At 41.9% G+C, this 18,435-nt stretch carries 15 protein-coding genes and 1 tRNA gene; 5 read left to right on the forward strand and 11 right to left on the reverse strand.

The window, feature by feature from the left end; all coding sequences use genetic code 11:
* Positions 1-8: 8 nt before the first annotated feature.
* The 10 genes from F8N35_RS08245 to F8N35_RS08290 all read right to left on the reverse strand — a co-directional run bounded on the left by F8N35_RS08245 (position 9) and on the right by F8N35_RS08290 (position 13,565).
* Positions 9-3,317: a TonB-dependent receptor gene (locus F8N35_RS08245; protein ID WP_293051175.1), complete on the reverse strand. Its 3,309-nt coding sequence runs from the start codon at positions 3,315-3,317 to the stop codon at positions 9-11.
* Between the two features lie 141 nt (positions 3,318-3,458).
* Positions 3,459-4,652 carry a FecR domain-containing protein gene (locus F8N35_RS08250; RefSeq protein WP_293051178.1) on the reverse strand — a complete coding sequence of 398 codons (1,194 nt, stop codon included), beginning with the start codon at positions 4,650-4,652 and terminating at the stop codon, positions 3,459-3,461.
* Positions 4,653-4,806: 154 nt separating this feature from the next.
* Entirely contained in the window at positions 4,807-5,382 is a 576-nt protein-coding gene (locus tag F8N35_RS08255) for a sigma-70 family RNA polymerase sigma factor (RefSeq protein WP_293051181.1), read from the reverse strand.
* Positions 5,383-5,581: 199 nt separating this feature from the next.
* Complete coding sequence (locus F8N35_RS08260; RefSeq protein ID WP_293051184.1) at positions 5,582-7,774, reverse strand: S9 family peptidase; 2,193 nt, start codon at positions 7,772-7,774, stop codon at positions 5,582-5,584.
* 94 nt (positions 7,775-7,868) lie between these two features.
* Positions 7,869-8,495, reverse strand: a complete 627-nt coding sequence (locus tag F8N35_RS08265) for a ribonuclease HII (protein ID WP_293051187.1) — start codon at positions 8,493-8,495, stop codon at positions 7,869-7,871.
* A complete protein-coding gene (locus tag F8N35_RS08270; RefSeq protein WP_293051190.1) occupies positions 8,477-9,799 on the reverse strand; it encodes an NAD(P)/FAD-dependent oxidoreductase in 1,323 nt (440 codons plus the stop codon). Before F8N35_RS08270 ends, F8N35_RS08265 begins: the two co-directional genes overlap by 19 nt.
* 151 nt (positions 9,800-9,950) lie before the next feature.
* Positions 9,951-10,024 (reverse strand) — tRNA-Met (locus tag F8N35_RS08275).
* Between the two features lie 267 nt (positions 10,025-10,291).
* Positions 10,292-10,942, reverse strand: a complete 651-nt coding sequence (locus tag F8N35_RS08280) for a YiiX/YebB-like N1pC/P60 family cysteine hydrolase (protein WP_293051193.1) — start codon at positions 10,940-10,942, stop codon at positions 10,292-10,294.
* Between the two features lie 46 nt (positions 10,943-10,988).
* Positions 10,989-11,972 (reverse strand): alpha/beta hydrolase, encoded by a 984-nt coding sequence (locus tag F8N35_RS08285; RefSeq protein WP_293051196.1) that lies wholly within the window; start codon positions 11,970-11,972, stop codon positions 10,989-10,991.
* 123 nt (positions 11,973-12,095) lie between these two features.
* A complete protein-coding gene (locus F8N35_RS08290; protein ID WP_293051199.1) occupies positions 12,096-13,565 on the reverse strand; it encodes a tryptophanase in 1,470 nt (489 codons plus the stop codon).
* 340 nt (positions 13,566-13,905) lie between these two features.
* Between F8N35_RS08290 and F8N35_RS08295 the strand changes: the two genes are divergently transcribed.
* The 5 genes from F8N35_RS08295 (at position 13,906) to F8N35_RS08315 (ending at position 17,597) form a co-directional block, all read left to right on the forward strand.
* On the forward strand, positions 13,906-14,496 hold the full coding sequence (locus tag F8N35_RS08295) for an FKBP-type peptidyl-prolyl cis-trans isomerase (RefSeq protein ID WP_068705917.1): 591 nt from the start codon (positions 13,906-13,908) through the stop codon (positions 14,494-14,496).
* A 168-nt stretch (positions 14,497-14,664) separates the two neighbouring features.
* Positions 14,665-15,738, forward strand: a complete 1,074-nt coding sequence (gene aroC / locus F8N35_RS08300; RefSeq protein WP_293051204.1) for a chorismate synthase — start codon at positions 14,665-14,667, stop codon at positions 15,736-15,738.
* Between the two features lie 75 nt (positions 15,739-15,813).
* Positions 15,814-16,503 (forward strand): SGNH/GDSL hydrolase family protein, encoded by a 690-nt coding sequence (locus F8N35_RS08305; RefSeq protein ID WP_293051207.1) that lies wholly within the window; start codon positions 15,814-15,816, stop codon positions 16,501-16,503.
* A gap of 12 nt (positions 16,504-16,515) precedes the next feature.
* Positions 16,516-17,058 (forward strand): O-acetyl-ADP-ribose deacetylase, encoded by a 543-nt coding sequence (locus tag F8N35_RS08310; RefSeq protein ID WP_293051209.1) that lies wholly within the window; start codon positions 16,516-16,518, stop codon positions 17,056-17,058.
* Positions 17,046-17,597 carry a nucleosidase gene (locus tag F8N35_RS08315; RefSeq protein WP_293051211.1) on the forward strand — a complete coding sequence of 184 codons (552 nt, stop codon included), beginning with the start codon at positions 17,046-17,048 and terminating at the stop codon, positions 17,595-17,597. The genes F8N35_RS08310 and F8N35_RS08315 overlap by 13 nt, the downstream gene beginning before the upstream one ends.
* Positions 17,598-17,908: 311 nt before the next feature.
* Here the strand turns inward: F8N35_RS08315 and F8N35_RS08320 are convergent, their stop codons facing one another.
* On the reverse strand, positions 17,909-18,280 hold the full coding sequence (locus tag F8N35_RS08320; RefSeq protein ID WP_293051214.1) for a DUF559 domain-containing protein: 372 nt from the start codon (positions 18,278-18,280) through the stop codon (positions 17,909-17,911).
* Between the last annotated feature and the right edge of the window lie 155 nt (positions 18,281-18,435).

Genomic DNA, 18,435 nt, shown 5'->3' on the forward strand with positions numbered 1-18,435 from the left:
ACGCTTAATTAAAATTCAACATTTACACCCATAGTAATAGTCCGTGCTTTAGGATAGGTCGTCCAGCCGATACCTAGTGCTGGCACACCGTTAGACACACGGGTTGTATTCACTTCAGGATCGTAACCACTGTATTTGGTAATACAGAACAAGTTATTTGCGTTCAAATAAACTCTCAACTTGCTGATATATTTCTGACTTGTCAATTTGAAGTTATACCCTAAAGTTGCATTTGACAAGCGCAGGTAAGAACCATTTTCGATAAAACGACTAGAGAAATTCAACACATTATTTGTTGCTTCACCTGAAGTAATTGCTTTTGGAGTTGTATTCCAGCCGCTAGAGAACAATGTCATTTGATCCATAATGTTAGCAAGGTTATTGTAAACATCATTTCCATAAACGCCATTAAAGTTTAGGCTCAGATCAAAGCGGTTCCAGCCTATTGTCGTACCGAAGTTATAAGTAAAATCAGGCAATGCATGACCAATCACGCCTTCAATATCATTACCGTTTGCATCCTTTGCAAAGATACTTTTCCCACTCGAATCGAAGCCGAGGAATGTTTTTCCCCAGAAAGAACCCAGAGGTTCATTATTGATAATGTATTGCGAAGGAGTACCGGTAATACCGGGGCCACTAGGATAACCTGTTGCAATCTTGGAGACATCCATATGCCGCACGCAGTTATTAATGGTTGAGAAATTTCCATTAACACTCCAGTTCCATTTTTTATTACTGATAATGACGCCATTCAGAGACAACTCCAACCCTTTATTTACAATATCCAAGTTCTTATTTGTCCAGAATGTAGCTGTAGGAGCCGGCATCTTTGTAGAAACACTCATCTGAACATCCGTTGTCGTTTTGTAATAAAGATCTAATGTACCACTCAAGCGACCGCCAAAAAATCCGAAATCAACACCCCAATCGTACTGTGTGGTTTTCTCCCATTTCAGATCAGGATTCGGAGTCCGCGTCAGCGTATAACCCGGGATCAAGGTTGAACCGCCATTGAGCACAGCACCTGTGACAGATCCGAGAGTTGCTTGTGAAATTTTAGAAGTAATTTCCTGGTTCCCGGTTATACCCCATCCCAGTCTCATTTTCAAATTACTAAACACATTCAATTTCTTAATAAATTCTTCTTCTGTCATTCTCCAGGCTAAAGCCGCTGAAGGAAAATAGCCATATTTATTATTGGCTCCAAACTTTGTAGAACCGTCAGCACGGAAATTCACTGTAAGAAGATATTTTTCCCACAAGTTATAATTTACACGGCCGAAGAAAGATTGTAGTTCGTTAACCGTAATATCGGAAGCATTGATTGCCTGAGTATATTTGCCTAAAGTCAGATCATAAAGGTTATCTACAGCACTGCTCGCGAAACCGGTTTCAGCTGTTGAGTATGTATAAATACGGAAACGTTGGTAAGAGTGTCCTGCCAATAAATTGAATTTATGATTTTTGTTGATATTGAAATCATATGTCAGATAGTTTTCGATCATACTACTACCCATTTCAACGTTGCTGATGGTTGCAGTACCTTTATCAGACATATAGTACAACTGTGCATCCTGCGTAACCTTCCTGGTTGCTTTGGTTTGATCTACAGAGAAATTTGCTTTATAATTCAAATTCTTGTAAAGATTCAGGGTTGCAGTTAAATTAGACAACACTCTGTCAGTCTGAGTATTATCATTAGTCAGTTTAATCATTGCAACCGGGTTGCGAACCTGATCACTCACCTGATAGAAAGTTCCATCTGAATTATAAACCGGATAAGTAGGATTCAACTTGAGAGCAGACAAGAGGAGGTCGCCTTCCACACCACCGCTTTCACCTAACGGTGCACGTTGGTCATTTGTACGAGCAGCTGTCAGACCAGCTTCCAGAGTCAGTTTGTTATTCAGAGCTTTCGTTGAAAAGTTCAAACGACCTGAATATTTTTCCATCCCTGTTTTATTGATGATCCCTTGTTGATTCATGTAGCCGAATGATGCACGATAGTATGAATTTTGATTTCCACCACTCATCGAAAGGCTGTGATTATGCGCAAATGAGGTACGAAAGATCTGATCCTGCCAGTCAGTATTATAGCCTTTATCGGCAGATGCAAGGCCTAGTTTAGCACGGGCAGCATTGTATTCTGATGCGCTCAACACATCGTATTTTTTCGGTAATTGTGAAAAGCCGGCATAGGATGAGTAAGAAATTGTATTACGGCCTTCTTTCCCTTTTTTTGTGGTTACAATGACCACACCGTTTGCACCGCGAGAACCGTAGATAGCAGTCGCTGAAGCATCTTTCAAAATATCAATAGATTCTATATCATCCGAATTGATAAAATTCAGAGGATTTTTATTGGAGGTAGAACCCACTCCTGCTGTAGATGCACCGGCAGGCTGAACATCGGTAATGTCGAGGGGAATTCCGTCGACCACATATAATGGATCCTGTCCCGAACGGATTGAATTGGCTCCACGTACACGCACGGTAACTCCGGCTCCAGGTTCACCCCCGTTATTAATCACCATTACACCTGAGACACGTCCCTGAATCATATCCGTTGGAGACGCAATCAGCCCTTTATTAAAATCAGCCTCTTTCAGTGATGACACAGAACCTGTTAGGTCACGTTTTTTTACTGATCCATAACCAATGACTACAATTTCATCAATAGCTTTAGAATCATCGGACATTATAATCATCAACGGATTCCTTGTTGCTACAATGTGTTGTGTCTTAAAACCGATATAAGAAAAAACAAGCGTGGTATTGTGTGGCACCAACATGGTGAAATGCCCCTGCGCGTCGGTAATGGTTCCTTTGGCACCACCTTCAATAGTAACACTTACGCCAGGCAAAACTTGCTTACCCTCATCGATTACAGTCCCCGACACTGTCATACTTTCTGTTTTGTCCAGGTCGGCCACCTCCTTTTTTCCATCTTTCTGTTTTGAAAAGAGAATAATTTGTCGGTCATTAATCTTGTAAGTTGCATTAGTCCCCTTAAGAACTTTCAGCATCACCTGATCAATGGTCTCGCCTTTTGATTCTATATCAATCTTTTGTTTTGGATTGATAATAGCATCATTGTACACAAAAATAAATTCACTTTGCTTTTCAATCTCGTGAAGTACAGCCTTAATGGTAGTGTTTTTCATTGAAATCGAAAAACGGGTTTGCTGACTATATGCAACACTTGCATTCGCCGAAGTCAGTCCGGCAATCAGGAAGAAAATCAGAACATTAAATATTCGTAACTGAGCAAACAATCCCTTCCCACATGAGTCGAATTTTCCGTTTTTTTTCATAATTTTGCAACGATCTTGATAAAAAGATAATAGATTTAATTCTCTGTTGACTCTATTTTTTGTCAAAGTCATTTACCGGGGAATAGGCCAATATTTCCCGGTTTTTTTGTCTTAGTAGTTATCCTGTCATACTCATTTGTTTTAGGGTTTAACATTAACGACGTATTGTGAATTTTGGTTCTTAATTTCAATGGGAGCCACTGTGGTTAAGACTTTTAATGCGCCTTCAATTGTATTATTCAGGTCTAGTTTTCCTGAAAGCCTTATTGTATTCATTGTTGAGATACTGTACCGTAGCGATACATTATAATAATTACTAACCTTTTCCAGAATCTGAGATAGCGGTTCACTACTAAAATTGAGCACTCCGTCTTTCCAACCAGTATATTCATCAGTGCTCACTGTCTCAATTTTGTCAACCAACGCATTTTTATCAAAAGTATAGCATTGGTTTGGTTCGATTCTACGCTCTTCTCCATTTTCCGATTTCACCTTTACATGTCCTGTAACCAGCACTACCGATTGCGTGTTTTGTTTCGGATAAGCCATCACATTAAAACTGGTACCCAACACACTAACTTCCATTTGTTTGGTTTGCACGAAAAATGGCCGGCTCGGATTTTTAGTAACCTCCAGAAAAGCCTCACCTTCCAGATAAACTTTTCTTTGCTTCAGAGCAAACTGGATGGGAAACACCACTTTACTTCCCGGGTGGACGCTTATTCGTGTTCCATCAGTTAGAACCAGGTACGCCCTCTTTCCTCCCGGGACTATAAGCTGACAAATGTCTTTCGAATTACCTTCCGTCTCCATCACTATGCGATCACCTTTAGGCATATCGACTTCCATATCGCCTTTTGCATTCAACTTGACTTCTGTCTGGTTTGCCAAAGTCATCTGCTTTTTGTCCGGCATTACCAATTGAATTTCTTGAAGGCTATCGACAGACAGATACTGGGCAAAATGTTGCAATTCGTTATTGTTTCGGAAAATCCATACAATTGAAACTGCCAAACAAAGCAGGATTACTGACGCTACTGCAACCGTCTTTGTATATAATGCTTTCCAGATGCGTGGTTTATGTATTGTACTTTGCGAGATTTCACGCCACATGTGCGCAACTTCTATATCCGAAAGTCTTTTGCCACTGCCAGTTATTGCTTCAAGAACAGCTTTTGCCTGTTGTAAAGTTTCCGCTGCCTCATCTTCTCCTTTCAGAATTTGAGCAAAGTATTCATTGCTGTTCTCTTCCGGATTCTTAATCCATTGTATAAAATCCGGATCATCAAGCCAATTTTCCACTGTGTAATGTTGATAAATCTCAAAATTCTTCATTCTCAAAACGTTTTAAGGTTGAGATTTCTGTTATTGTCAATAAAATAGGTTGTGATTTTTTTCTAAAAAACGAAAAGAAGAACGACTTAACTTCCGCTTTATATAATTAATAACGGCAATTAAGAGATTCTGTACTCACTTTTTCTGAAAAAAATCAGAAAATGAGAAAGAAAATAATCAAGGAGACTAAAAGAAGGGTTTTCCGAAGCTTGTCAATACCCCGGTGAATAAGATTTCTGGCAGACTGATAGTTCATGTCCAGAAGTTCTGCAATTTCTTCGAGAGACATTTCAGCCTCGTAGCGCAGATAGATAGCTTCTCTTTGACGTGGAGATAATTGTGAGAGAGCGCTTTTCAGCTTTTTCTTCTTCACAACGGTTTCCCACTCCTCCTCTTCTTCGTCGGGAGAATGTTCTAAATCGAAAGGAAGTGATAAGGTCGAAAGAGAGATCGTGTTTGTACTTTGGCTCAATTCGTCTATCAGCCGACGTTTGAGAGCCTTGAATAAATAAAAGCGGATATTATCAGTAGAGCCCAGATTTGAACGATTGTTATATAGTTTGATGAAAAGCTCCTGAATGGCATCCTTCACCAGCTCCGAGTCTTCAGAAAAACGGGAGCCATATTTATACAGTTCCTGCACATAGCTGTTGAAGATGGAAGAAAATGATTTTTCATCCCCATTACGAAACGCTTCCCATAGTATGTAATCGTCACTTTTATCAGCCATTACAGGTTGCTCAACAAATGTTTATATTAACCGGATTCTCATATCATTCACAATATCAATCAAAACACCAGATTTGATTTCGTCACAGCATTACAAATATAACACCATCACTACACATTTGCCTAATTATACCTTTACAACAAAACTACTTAAAAATCGCAATTCGGGCATTTGAACCACGAATCGATTTGAGTATTTCTTACAAATTTTTCTTCAGAAAGTCGGACATCCTTTTATAAAGATGGAAACGGGTATTGCCCCCGTAGATACTGTGATTACGGTTGGTATAGGTCTGCATTTCAAATTGTTTATTAGCCTGTACCAGCTTTTCTACAAATTCGAAAGTATTTTGGGGATGCACGTTATCGTCAGCCAAGCCACAAACGATCAACAAATTTCCCTGCAAATTCGCTGCATTATTCAAAGGAGAATTTTTAGTGTAGCCGTCTTCATTTTCCTGCGGTGTCTTCATAAAACGCTCTGTGTATGCCGCATCATAGAAGTGCCAGTCTGTTACAGGAGCAACAGAAACGCCGGCTTTGAACACATCACTTTGCGTCATGCACATCAGGGTCATAAAACCACCGTAACTCCAACCCCAGATGCCAATTCTCGATTTATCGGCAAAAGGCAAGGTACCCACATATTTTGCCACTGCTATCTGATCCTGCGACTCGATATTTCCAAGCTGTTCATACGTACATTTTCTGAAACGTTCACCACGAGCTGCCGTGCCGCGTCCATCGACACAAACAACGGCATAGCCATTAGCCGCAAGATAATATTCCCAGTCAACTTTCCATTTATCGGTTGCTTCCTGCGAATCGGGTCCGCTATACTGCACCAAAAGCACAGGCAATTTAGCTCCGCTGCCCGCATTAGCCGGTTTTACAACCCAGCCATACAACGGTGTTCCGTCGGCAGCATTGCAGGTAAAAGACTCTTTTTGAGGAAGGCCAAGTGCCGCAAACTCTTTTTTAAGCGCAGAATTGGATTCCAGAGTTCTAACCGTCTGTCCCAAATGATTGTACAATACAAACTCATCTGGCGAATTCCATGACGAATACTGGTCAATAAAATACGAGAAATCATTACTGAATGTTGCAGAATGCGAGCCTTTTCCATTGGAAAGTCGCTTCATAATTCCCTTGTCATCAACCGCATAAACATCTCTTCCGGTTGATGAGCTTTCCGCTGCCTGAAAATAGCTTGCTTTTTTCACTTCATCATAACCATAAAAGTTGGTCACATCGAATTTTCCCTTTGTAAGTTGTTGCACCAAAATGCCGTTGGTATTATACAGATAGGCATGACGATAACCATCTTTTTCGCTCACAAATGTAAAATAATGACCGTCAGGCAAAAAACGGAAATAATTCAGATTTTCATAATCAACATACGAATTGCTTTTATCGGTCAGAATCAATTTCGAAACCGTAGAACGTGGATTGGCAAAAAAGAGCTCCAAGGTGGTCTGATCTCTGTCAAACTTCGGAATAGCCAGTTCTTCCACTTTGTTTCCCCACACGAGCTTCGGATAATATGCATCCAAATCACTGCCAAGATTCATCTTTTTGATCGTCTTGTAATAAGTATCGTAAACCTGCACACTGGCCTGCGGGATAGGTGTTCCGGCTTTGGGATATTTAAATGTTACCACCTCCGGATATTCTTCCGCATTCGCGTACTCAGGATTAGATCCCTTATAGCGAATGTAACTATAGCTCTGAACATTGCTCAAATCCAGTCGCACAAAAGCCACCAGCTTGCTATCAGGTGACCAAACGAACAATTTGGTACAATCAAATTCTTCCTCGTACAACCAATCAGGCATCCCGTTGATTATCTTGTTTTCTTCACCATCTTTGGTCATGGCAATTTCAGTTCCATAATCCAGTTTATTAAGGTAAAGATTATTATTTCTGGCAAACACCACCATTCGTCCGTTTGGAGAGAATGTTGCAGCTTGCTGGGGACCACCTTCCGAAACCGGTTTCATGTTACGACGTTTGATGTCGTACACGTAATAATCGGCTGCAAAAGCGCGACGATAGGTTTTCTTTGAATTGAGATACACCAACATCTTTACTTCTGCAGAGTCCAGTTCATATCCTTCAATATGTTTGATTGGACAATTGATAACGCGTTTGATATTAAACAAGGTATCGACTACCCGCCCTGTCTTGAAACTATATTTCAACACCAGTTTACCGGAATCCGACATCTGAGTATAAAATTCACCATTACGCATCGAGCGAAGTTCCTGAATTTGTTTCGGTCTAAAATGTCCGGAAACAATTTGACGAAGGAAGCTGTCATCAGAAGTTTTTTGTGCAAAAGAAGAGAAACAGCACGAAAGAAGTAACACTAACAGAGAAGTAATACGAAGCATATGCAATTATAATTTTGTTTAGGCCACGCAAAGGTAAGGAATATTTATCTTCAATATTCCCGCAAAAACAGCTTTAATTATCAATATAACGCGATTAAAATTCAAGGAAAGTCTGGTTTTCGAGCAGACGAAAACTTTTCCGGTGATGAGGAGTAACGCCGAATTCACGAATGGCATCTCGATGTTTTACGGTAGGATAACCTTTATTTGACAACCAGTTATATGCAGGAAAATCCTGATGAATGGCATTCATATAATCATCCCGGTAGGTTTTTGCCAGAACTGACGCAGCCGCAATGGAAAGATATTTGCCATCACCTTTCACAATACACTGATGAGGAATGTCTTTATATTTTTTGAAACGGTTACCATCAATAATCAGATGATCGGGCGTCAGTTTCAGCCCAGCCACAGCTCTATGCATAGCCAGTATCGAAGCATTCAGAATATTGATCTGATCAATTTCCTCTGCAGAAACAATACCGACTGCCCATGCAACAGCGCTCTGTTCAATTTCGGGACGTAGTTGATAACGCACTTTCTCGGACAACTGTTTTGAGTCATTCAAAACATCATTATCATAATCGGGAGGTAAAATTACAGCAGCCGCAAAAACAGGACCGGCCAGGCATCCACGCCCGGCCTCGTCACATCCTGCTTCGTTACAATCTGCTAACAAAAAAGGAGCTAGCTTTGTATGTTCTATGCTGTTTCTTGACATGTTTCTTTACCTTCACTTTCAGGCACCTGATCTTTCAGCAACAAGCGCAACGACTGGTCGTAAGTGATATAACTCCACATCCAGTTGATAAACACCATCAGACGGTTTTTAACTCCTACGATGGTCATAATGTGAACAAACAACCATAACACCCAGGCAAAAAAGCCGCGGAACTGCGCATATGGCAATTCAGCAACTGCCGAGTTACGTCCAATTGTGGCCAACGACCCTTTATCTACATATTTAAATGGCTTAAATGGAGAACCCTTAGCTTCGAAATTATTCAAATTATTTGCAACGTTCACTCCTTGCTGTATCGCCGGTTGTGCCACCTGAGGATGTCCATTGGGAGTATCCGGAGTGCTCACAAGAGCTGTGTCACCGATAGCAAACACATTCTTAAATCCATTGACCTGATTATATTCATTGACTATTATACGGTTACCTCTACCATACAACTCTTTTTCGAAACCTTCAATACTATTACCTTTAACACCTGCAACCCAAATCAGATTTTTTGATTTGATAACGTCGCCGTTGCTCAGTTTCACTTCATCATTTGCATACGAATCGACTGTTGCACCCAGCACAATATCAACATGAAGGTCGGTTAGGTGATCATACGCTTCTTTCGAAGCTTTTTCTGAAAAAGCATTCAGCAAACGGGGCAATCCGTCCACAAGGTAGATACGCATACGCTGAACCTTGAAGTCGGGGTAATCTTTGGGCAATACGAACTTACGCATTTCTGCAAGAGCTCCTGCCAGTTCAACGCCTGTTGCACCACCTCCTACAATTACGAAATTCAGCAATTTTTCGCGTTCGTCAAAATCGGCGGTACTGGCAGCACATTCAAGAGAAAAAATAATTTTATTTCTCATCTTGATAGCTTCCGTTGTTGACTTAAGCACCATACTCGACTTTTTCAATGCATTATTGCCAAAAAAGTTTGTATCACAACCGGTGGCAACCACCAAATAATCGTAACGTACACGACCAATAGTCGTTTCAACACAGCTCAGTTCTGTATCGACAGACAAAGCCGAGCACAAGCGGAAATGTAAATCCGGTCTTTTTTGTAGCACTTTGCGAAAAGGGAACGATATTGTACTTGGTTCAAGACCCGAAGTTGCAACCTGATAAAACAAAGGTTGAAACTGATGATAATTCCGCTTGTCTAACAAAACAATCTGAAAATACTTTGGGTCCAATGTTGTAGCCACTTTCAGGCCACCAAAGCCACCGCCAATAATAACAACACGTTTTTTGTCTTTCGCTGGGGGAATGTTACAAATGGTAGTCATAATAAGGAAATAGTTAAAAGTTAAAACTCACACAAATCTAAAATATACACAATCTCAACGTGATTTACACGGATAGGAGAAAACAAAAAGAAGGAGGGTTAACAAAAAAGCAGAAAGGCGCCTATTGAAGGGATTCAACAGGCGCCTTTAGTAGCGACTCGGGGACTTGAACCCCGGACCTCATGATTATGAATCATGCGCTCTAACCGGCTGAGCTAAATCGCCGTTTCGCAGTGCAAAAGTACAACAATTTCGTTAATTTCAAAATAGATTGACGACTTTTTTTGCTGTATTTTCAACATAAATCATAAACACAAGATAATCAACATATCATCCATTTTCAGTATATTCCGGATTGCAAACCCGGGTTTGCAAAACCACACTTTTTCTCCTTACCAGATGCAGCATGGTAAATAAATTTATCGGGCTATCCCTGTTTTTTTATTCAAAATTGATCGGTTAATCGCGTTATTTTTGAATAAAAAATAAATTTTACTCAGAAACGGGGATGATAATGAGTCTGGATGAACAGGAAAGTAAACCCGGATTGATGCCCGGTTTCCCCTGAGGAATGGAGAAATTCAGATTTTTATAATAATCTACCCACGATGGGAAAAGCTTTCCTGTATCCGGATCCTTAAAAGTCATCGGTTTCAGTACAAAAAAAGGCTTTCCATCATTAGCAATTTTGAATGCTTCATAGATTAACTCGCTGCAATAAAGCCGTCCGTTATCCATTTCAAAATAGTCATCATAAGACACTCCCTGATATGCTAAAGCTGCTTTTTCCGCTTTCGTTATCAACGAGCTGTATTTCGGCTTCAATCTCCCTATAAGCAAATTACTGACCGCACATCTGCCCTCAAATTCTTTAATGGCTGTAAGATGAACATTTTTACCGATCGCCTCAACCACTTTCAACGAATCCCCCACCCTGACGACCAATCCGCAATGATTATAATCCCGACCTCTATATCCTTGCGTCACTTTATCAATGGCGCGCCCGAGTTCACCACCATTCAGATGCTGAAACACAATATCGCCTTCTTTCACCAGAGTTGCAAAATTCGTTTGCTGAGCAAAGCAACTTCCGGTTATGAAAATGATTAAAAAGACAATTTGGAAAGCAGTAAATCTTTTCATCTGCATACAAAATTACAATTCAACGACTTACAACAAAGAAATTTTCTCACTTCAATGTCTTATTCAGAAAATTAATCACATACGGCATTGCCTCTTCAAACCAGGGGTGAAACAACCAAAATGTATGGGGCGTATTTTCAATTGTATGCACTTCGTTGTAAATACCGAGTGTGTTCAGCTTTTTAATCATATCGTCGCGACCGGCATGAAATCGGGGCAAAGCACTATTCACAAACAAAAATGGAGCAGTTTGCTTTCCTACATGTATAAGAGCAGATGCCTCATTAAAGAGAGCCGGATTCTCTTTCGGAGAAACGCCAAACCACAAAGTCGCTGCCGATAACTTTCCCGGTTGATCCTGTCCTTCGGAGGATTCAGGATGCAAAAAGGCAAGTACGCCGTCCATATCAACAGCCGCCTGCACTTTATCCGAATACTGTTTATAGCCGCCTGTTTTGTACAACGATACAGTGCCATTCTCACTTCCGATCAAAGCTGCCAGCTGACCTCCGGCAGAAGTTCCGAAGATGGCGACTTTATTACTATTCAAATGATATTTACCAGCATTGGCACGCACCCATCGAATCGCTGTTTTGACATCCTGAACACCGGCCGGATATTTAGCCTCCATCGACAAGCGATATTCCACACATACCGTTGCAAATCCATTTCTGGAAAGTTCGTACGCGATATGACGATCCATATTCTTTTCACCCGAACGCCAGCCGCCGGCATGAATAATCACCACTACAGGAACCTTTTTCACGCCTTTGGGTCGTACCAGGTCCAAATGCATTTTCCGTTGTCCATACATTGCATACACCAAATCATTGTTGATGGTCAGCTTACTCTGATCACCCAACCCGACCAAAGATATCTCAGGATATTTTTTGCGGTTTTTGATTAACTCATTCTGAGCATTATAAGAACTATCCGTTGGAATAGTTGGATGCATCCGGTAATGTTGTGCAAAAGCATTACCAAACATACCAAGCAGTACAATCACTATCAAACAAACATAGAAACGCATAAGGATAAAATTTAGGGATGCAATTGTAGCAAAATTTAACGACAGCAACAAAAAAAATCCCGCAGAGCAATTAACCCTGCGGGAGCGAGATATTTCAAAGATATTAGATAATTACAAATTGAATTACAGGCTATCACCGAAATCGGCACGGAATTTAGCCACCAGTTTTTGCGGCCAGTCGGATGTCGGTTCCAGTTTACCCATAAAGAAGCGCAGCACCGGAGGTTCGTAATAGAATTTCAATCCACCGATCATTTCTCTGTTGTCATACAACCACTTCAAACGGTCGATAACATATTTCACCTGCGAAAGGGTGAACACGCGGCGCGGCACAGCCAAACGAAGCAATTCCATATCGGCATATGTCTCGTTGCCGTTTTCATCACGCTGATTGGAAACAGAACCACGTTCCATACCACGAACTCCTGAAATAAGGAAGAACGCAGCGGCTAAAGCTCCGGCAGGATATTCTGTTTGAGGAATATGGCTACAGAATGACATTGCATCCACGTGAGCTCCCAACACACCCGGAGGTGTTATCATCGGGATGCCCAGTTTTTTAGCCTCTTCCACCAGATATTTAATAAACGAAGGACTTTGCGAAATCATCGTTTCATCCAGTGTTTCGTACAAACCTACGGCCATCGCTTCCACTTCGCGAATTGAAATGCCGCCATAAGTCAGGAAGCCTTCAAACAGAGGAACCAAAGCCTCAAGCTCCTTGTATACTTTGATGTCGTTGGTACAAATACCTCCACCTCGGGACGAGCTTAATTTCCGAGCTGAGAAATAAATAATATCAGCCATACCGGTAAAGGTAAGAATGACTTCTGCCATCGATTTACCTTTGAATTCGTCTTCACGTTGCGTTACCAGGTAAGCATTTTCGCCCAGCAAACTAGCATCGAGCACCAAGCGAATACCATATTTATCGGCAATTGCACGTACATCACGCATATTCTGCACCGAGAATGGCTGTCCGCCAATCAGGTTGGTCGAGGCTTCCATACGGATATAAGGAATATTTTCTTTCCCGTATTTTTGGATGCACTCTTCGAGCGCCTCGATATTCATATTGCCCTTAAAAGGGTGATCCGAGTCAATTTTATAAGCTTCAGGATAAAGCAATTCGGCAATCTGACCGCCACATTCGGTAATGTGAGCCAGTGCTGTTGTGAAGTGATAGTTCATCGGAACCATGCTACCCTTCTTCACATACGCCACACCCAGAATGTGCTCGGCAGCACGACCCTGGTGAACAGGAAGCAGGTATTTTTTCCCTAAAACATCGTCAACAGCTTTTTGCAGACGGATAAAACTCTGCGAACCGGCATAAGCATCATCAGCGACCATCATTGCAGATAACTGATTGTCACTCATAGCATTTGTACCGCTATCCGTCAACATATCAAGGAATACATCGGTTGTATTTAGTTGGAATGTATTAAAGCCACCTTCGTATAAAGCTTCCAAACGTCTTTCGATAGGTACTAAATGAAGTTTTTGTACGATGCGCACTTTGTGCAGTTCAAGAGGAATATTTTCTCCGCTATAAAACTTCACTGCACTAGAATTCTGTGATAATGAGTCCATTGGTGTAATTTATATTAGATTTATCAGTTAATTTGTACTGTTCGCAAGTTAAAGAAAATATCTTGAATTTTTCAATCAACTCCTCCTTAAAAGTTTCATTTATCAATAATTTTATATTAAATGATTCATTTTTTCAAGACATAGATTCAAAAGCTGCATATCAACGACTTGTTTCAAATCAACACTCAAATACAAAACGGAAAATTTCCGAAACAATATGAATTAACAACTCTTCTGTCACTTCGTAAAATTTATTGTCGGACATTGAATTTCATCATTTATGCGCTATCTTTGCACCGTTTTTATGAGATTGAGCAAAACAGACAAATAATTGATTGATATGAGTATTCAAAACAACAAAATGGTTTCAGTTACCTACGATTTATATGTCGGTGGTGAAAACGAGGAACCCGAATTAATGGAGCAGGCAACAGCGCAAAATCCGCTTACCTTTTGCTTTGGTATCGGCATGATGCTTGCTGAATTTGAAAAGAATTTACATGGGCTTAAAGTTTCAGATACATTCGATTTCAAGATTGACAGCAAAGACGCTTACGGAGAATATGATGACGAAAATCTGGTTGATCTGCCCCGTGAGATCTTCGAAGTAGACGGCAAACTGGATGAAAATATGGTTTTCGTGGGTAATGTTGTTCCTTTGATGGACTCTGACGGCACCCGCATTAACGCTCAGGTTGTTGAAATCAGCGACAAAACTATCAAAGTTGACTTCAACCATCCTCTTGCAGGCGAAACTTTGCACTTCAAAGGCTCTGTACTGGAAGTTCGTGATGCTACAGAACAAGAACTGGCTTCATTCATGGGAGGCGGTTGCAGCGGTGGCTGTTCAGGCTGCGGCGGTGGCTGCGGCGACGACCATGATGCTGAAGGTTCAAGCTGTGGCTGTGGCGGCGATTGCGACTGCAAATAAGCATTCCACAGAATAATCTTACACGAGGTGAGAGGTGAACAATCCTGTTGCAGGATGCCGTTTCACTTCTCACCTTGTTTTTTAGGGTTAAGTTCCACAAAGTGCGCTTTTGCAACAATCTGATAACAGAATCCCCGTTACTCATTATTCACTTCTAATTACTACATTATGTCCAACACTTTCGGAAATATATACAAATTAACCTCTTATGGCGAATCACATGGTGCTGCTGTAGGCGGAGTAATTGACGGATGCCCTGCCGGTATCGAAATCGACATGGAGTTTATTCAGAACGAACTGAACCGGCGTCGTCCGGGGCAATCAAACATTGTGACTCCCCGTAAAGAACCCGACGAAGTGGAATTTCTTTCCGGTATTTTTGAAGGCAAAACAACGGGGGTACCTATCGGATTCATCATTCGTAACACCAACCAGCATTCATCCGATTACGACAATCTCCGCGAGACATACCGTCCTTCTCATGCTGATTTTACGTATCAGACCAAATATGGAGTACGCGATCACCGAGGAGGAGGCCGCAGCTCTGCCCGCGAAACCATCGCACGAGTGGTTGCCGGTGCTATTGCCAAACTTGCACTCCGTTCAACCGGAGTTCAGATCAACGCATTCACCTCGCAGGTAGGTTCAATTGCACTTCCGGGCCGCTATACCGATTACGATCTGAGAAAAACGGAAGAGAGCATTGTTCGCTGTCCTGATCCTGCCACTTCCGATAAAATGGAAGAGTTGATTCGCGAAATACGCAAAAACGGAGATACCATTGGTGGCATTATTACCTGTGTGGCCAAAAACGTTCCTGTAGGTTGGGGAGAACCTGTGTTCGGCAAACTTCATGCTGCACTGGGAGGCGCCATGCTCTCGATCAATGCTGTAAAAGGGTTTGATTATGGAAGTGGCTTTGATGGCATCCCCTACAAAGGTTCGGAATCCAACGACGTTTTTGTCAATCAGGATGGCAAAATAACAACGACCACCAACCGTTCGGGTGGTATTCAGGGTGGCATTTCCAATGGTCAGGACATCTATTTCCGGGTGGTATTCAAACCGGTTGCCACGATCCTGATGGAGCAAGACACCGTAGACATTCATGGCAATGAAACGACACTAAAGGCTCGCGGTCGCCATGACGCATGTGTATTGCCCCGCGCAGTACCTATCGTGGAAGCGATGACAGCAATGACACTGCTCGACTATTGTTTACTGGCAAAAACAAACCACTGAACAATTGACAATTAAAAAATTTACCATTTATCATTGAACAACCCATTTGTTGAATGGTAATCAAATACTTCCGCCATGAAAAGTTTTATTGTCAAATCCGGCATTATCGTTGCCTTATTGCTTAGTTGCCATTTTACTCACGCGCAGGATTGGCCTAATTTAAGCCGATACTCCAACGAAAATGCAGAGCTGAAATCGCCTGCAAAAAATGAAGCAAGAGTTGTCTTTATGGGGAACTCCATCACTGAAGGATGGATTAAGAAACATCCCGAATTTTTCGCCGGCAAACCTTATCTCGACAGAGGAATCAGCGGGCAGACCACCCCGCAAATGCTGGTTCGTTTTCGTGCCGATGTAGTCCACCTGCAACCCAAAGTTGTGGTGATACTTGCAGGCACGAATGACATTGCAGGCAACACAGGCCCGTCTACGCTTGAAATGATAGAAGACAACATTGCCTCGATGACTGAAATCGCTCAGGCCAATGGCGTTAAAGTGGTTCTTTCGTCTGTACTTCCCGTATACGACTATCCATGGAGAAAAGGCCTGGAACCTGCCCAGAAAATCATCGCTCTCAATGCATGGATCAAAGAATATTGTGCAAAGAAAAAGATCATTTATGTGGATTATTTCAGCGCAATGGTGGATGAACGCAAAGGATTAAAAGCCGAACTGACCTACGATGGCGTTCACCCTAACCTTGCCGGCTACATGGTGATGGAACCTTTGGTTGAAAAAGCAATCCAAAAAGCATTGTCAAAATAAAAACCGTTGTCTATGCAATCTTCCAATAGCCGCATAGAAGTGCTACAGGGCGACATCACAAAGGTTCACGTTGATGCCATTGTAAATGCAGCCAATTCGTCGCTTATGGGAGGCGGAGGAGTGGATGGAGCAATACATCGTGCCGGAGGAGCGGCCATTCTCGAAGAGTGTAAGCTAATTGTTGCCCGGCAAGGAGGCTGCCCCACCGGTGAAGCAGTAATCACAACAGGAGGAAATCTGCCCGCGAAACATGTCATTCATACCGTCGGACCGGTTTGGCACGGCGGCAGCTATCACGAAGCAGAAAAACTTGCCGAATGCTATCAAAATTCATTGACACTTGCCGTCCAAAACAAATGTAAAACCATTGCGTTTCCGAACATCAGCACCGGAGTTTATCACTTCCCGAAAGAAAAAGCTGCTCATATTGCAGTCCGCACCGTACTGGACTTCCTTCAAAAAGAGACGTCAATCGAAAAGGTTATTTTCGTCTGTTTCGACGAAGAGAACGCTTTATTAACTCAACAAGAAATCAAAAAGACATGCATATCTTAGTCACTTACGCCATACCACAGGAACGCGTTACTGTTTCTTTCCCCGATTGCACGATCACCTACTGCGAAACCGGCATTGGCAAAGTAAACGCCCTGCTGTCCGTAATGGATGCAATCGCAAATAAAAAACCGGACTTGATTCTCAATATTGGCACAGCCGGGTCTGTCGACCGCGAGGTTGATTCTATCGTAATTTGCGATACGTTTGTAGATAGAGACATGAAGAAGTGCAAGGATTTTGGCGCAACGTACCACATTGATTTCAAAGAAGAGCTAAGCTCCATTCCGGTTATCAATCATTGGAATAAGAGCAATATCTGCAATACGGGAGACTCGTTCGTAACTCAGATCATTGATGAAGCCGATGCTTTCGACATGGAGAATTTTGCTGTAGCTGCATTGTGCAAACGGCGAAACATCCCGTTCGTTTCGGTAAAATACATCACCGACAAAATCGGCGAAAACTCCGTTAAGCATTGGGAAGATAAGCTGGAAGATGCCAACGCCGGCTTACAGGCTTTTTTCAATAGTCAGAAATAAGTCTCATTTGCAACAAGAAGCCGGTTTTCACCCTCTTCGACACAGGCGGAGCCATACGCAAAACTCCAATCTGTTATATACATCACAAAGAACCTGAAGATCATAACTCCGTCCAGAGCGGAGTCTCCGAGACCTTAACCTGTTCGGGCTTTAGCCCTGATGGCTTTGTAGTTCTACCCCAAACCCCTACAGGGGCTTCAATCTGCTTGTCAAGACCAATCTCATCTCTCAAACTCTCCTGTTTGCACTGGCTCCAAGTCCCCTGAAGGAAATCGAAGATCAGCGAAGCCTGTTTATTTACGATCCAGCTCTCATAGTTTCTGCTTAATTTCCCTTATTACTTTGTCAATATCATCAAACACTTCTTCATTTCGAAAACGAATGACTGTAATACCCAAACGCTCAAGTTCGGCAGTACGGCCGTCATCATAATCTTGTTGAGATGTATGAATTTCCCCGTCCACCTCTATAACCAGTTTTGCAAAATGACAATAAAAGTCGGCAATAAAAATATCAATCGGATGCTGAGGCTTAAACCGAACTCCCAGTTGATTCCGCCTGAGTTTCTCCCAAAGCATCTTTTCCGCCTGAGTCATATTTTCCCGTAACTCTTTTGCCTTTGCAAAAACCGAAGGCAAAGCGTTATAATACATGGTATGTTCTACAGTGTTCTTTTGAAGCATAGATGTAATATTCTGTTCTACCCCAAACCCCTACAGGGGCTTCCATCTGCTTGTCAAGACCAATCTCATCTCTCAAACTCTCCTGTTTGCACTGGCTCCAAGTCCCCTTAAGGGGATGTAGGGGTACATAATACCAGACAGTTTCTTCTGATTAA

It is taken from the genome of Paludibacter sp. (assembly GCF_009712605.1).
Taxonomy (GTDB): domain Bacteria; phylum Bacteroidota; class Bacteroidia; order Bacteroidales; family Paludibacteraceae; genus Microbacter.

Excerpts from the sequence above, each read along its gene's own strand:
- F8N35_RS08245 (WP_293051175.1), bottom strand. The coding sequence starts at position 3,317 with ATGAAAAAAAACGGAAAATTCGACTCATGTGGGAAGGGATTGTTTGCT.
- F8N35_RS08250 (WP_293051178.1), bottom strand. The coding sequence starts at position 4,652 with ATGAAGAATTTTGAGATTTATCAACATTACACAGTGGAAAATTGGCTT.
- F8N35_RS08255 (WP_293051181.1), bottom strand. The coding sequence starts at position 5,382 with ATGGCTGATAAAAGTGACGATTACATACTATGGGAAGCGTTTCGTAAT.
- F8N35_RS08260 (WP_293051184.1), bottom strand. The coding sequence starts at position 7,774 with ATGCTTCGTATTACTTCTCTGTTAGTGTTACTTCTTTCGTGCTGTTTC.
- F8N35_RS08265 (WP_293051187.1), bottom strand. The coding sequence starts at position 8,495 with ATGTCAAGAAACAGCATAGAACATACAAAGCTAGCTCCTTTTTTGTTA.
- F8N35_RS08270 (WP_293051190.1), bottom strand. The coding sequence starts at position 9,799 with ATGACTACCATTTGTAACATTCCCCCAGCGAAAGACAAAAAACGTGTT.
- F8N35_RS08280 (WP_293051193.1), bottom strand. The coding sequence starts at position 10,942 with ATGAAAAGATTTACTGCTTTCCAAATTGTCTTTTTAATCATTTTCATA.
- F8N35_RS08285 (WP_293051196.1), bottom strand. The coding sequence starts at position 11,972 with ATGCGTTTCTATGTTTGTTTGATAGTGATTGTACTGCTTGGTATGTTT.
- F8N35_RS08290 (WP_293051199.1), bottom strand. The coding sequence starts at position 13,565 with ATGGACTCATTATCACAGAATTCTAGTGCAGTGAAGTTTTATAGCGGA.
- F8N35_RS08295 (WP_068705917.1), top strand. The coding sequence starts at position 13,906 with ATGAGTATTCAAAACAACAAAATGGTTTCAGTTACCTACGATTTATAT.
- aroC (WP_293051204.1), top strand. The coding sequence starts at position 14,665 with ATGTCCAACACTTTCGGAAATATATACAAATTAACCTCTTATGGCGAA.
- F8N35_RS08305 (WP_293051207.1), top strand. The coding sequence starts at position 15,814 with ATGAAAAGTTTTATTGTCAAATCCGGCATTATCGTTGCCTTATTGCTT.
- F8N35_RS08310 (WP_293051209.1), top strand. The coding sequence starts at position 16,516 with ATGCAATCTTCCAATAGCCGCATAGAAGTGCTACAGGGCGACATCACA.
- F8N35_RS08315 (WP_293051211.1), top strand. The coding sequence starts at position 17,046 with ATGCATATCTTAGTCACTTACGCCATACCACAGGAACGCGTTACTGTT.
- F8N35_RS08320 (WP_293051214.1), bottom strand. The coding sequence starts at position 18,280 with ATGCTTCAAAAGAACACTGTAGAACATACCATGTATTATAACGCTTTG.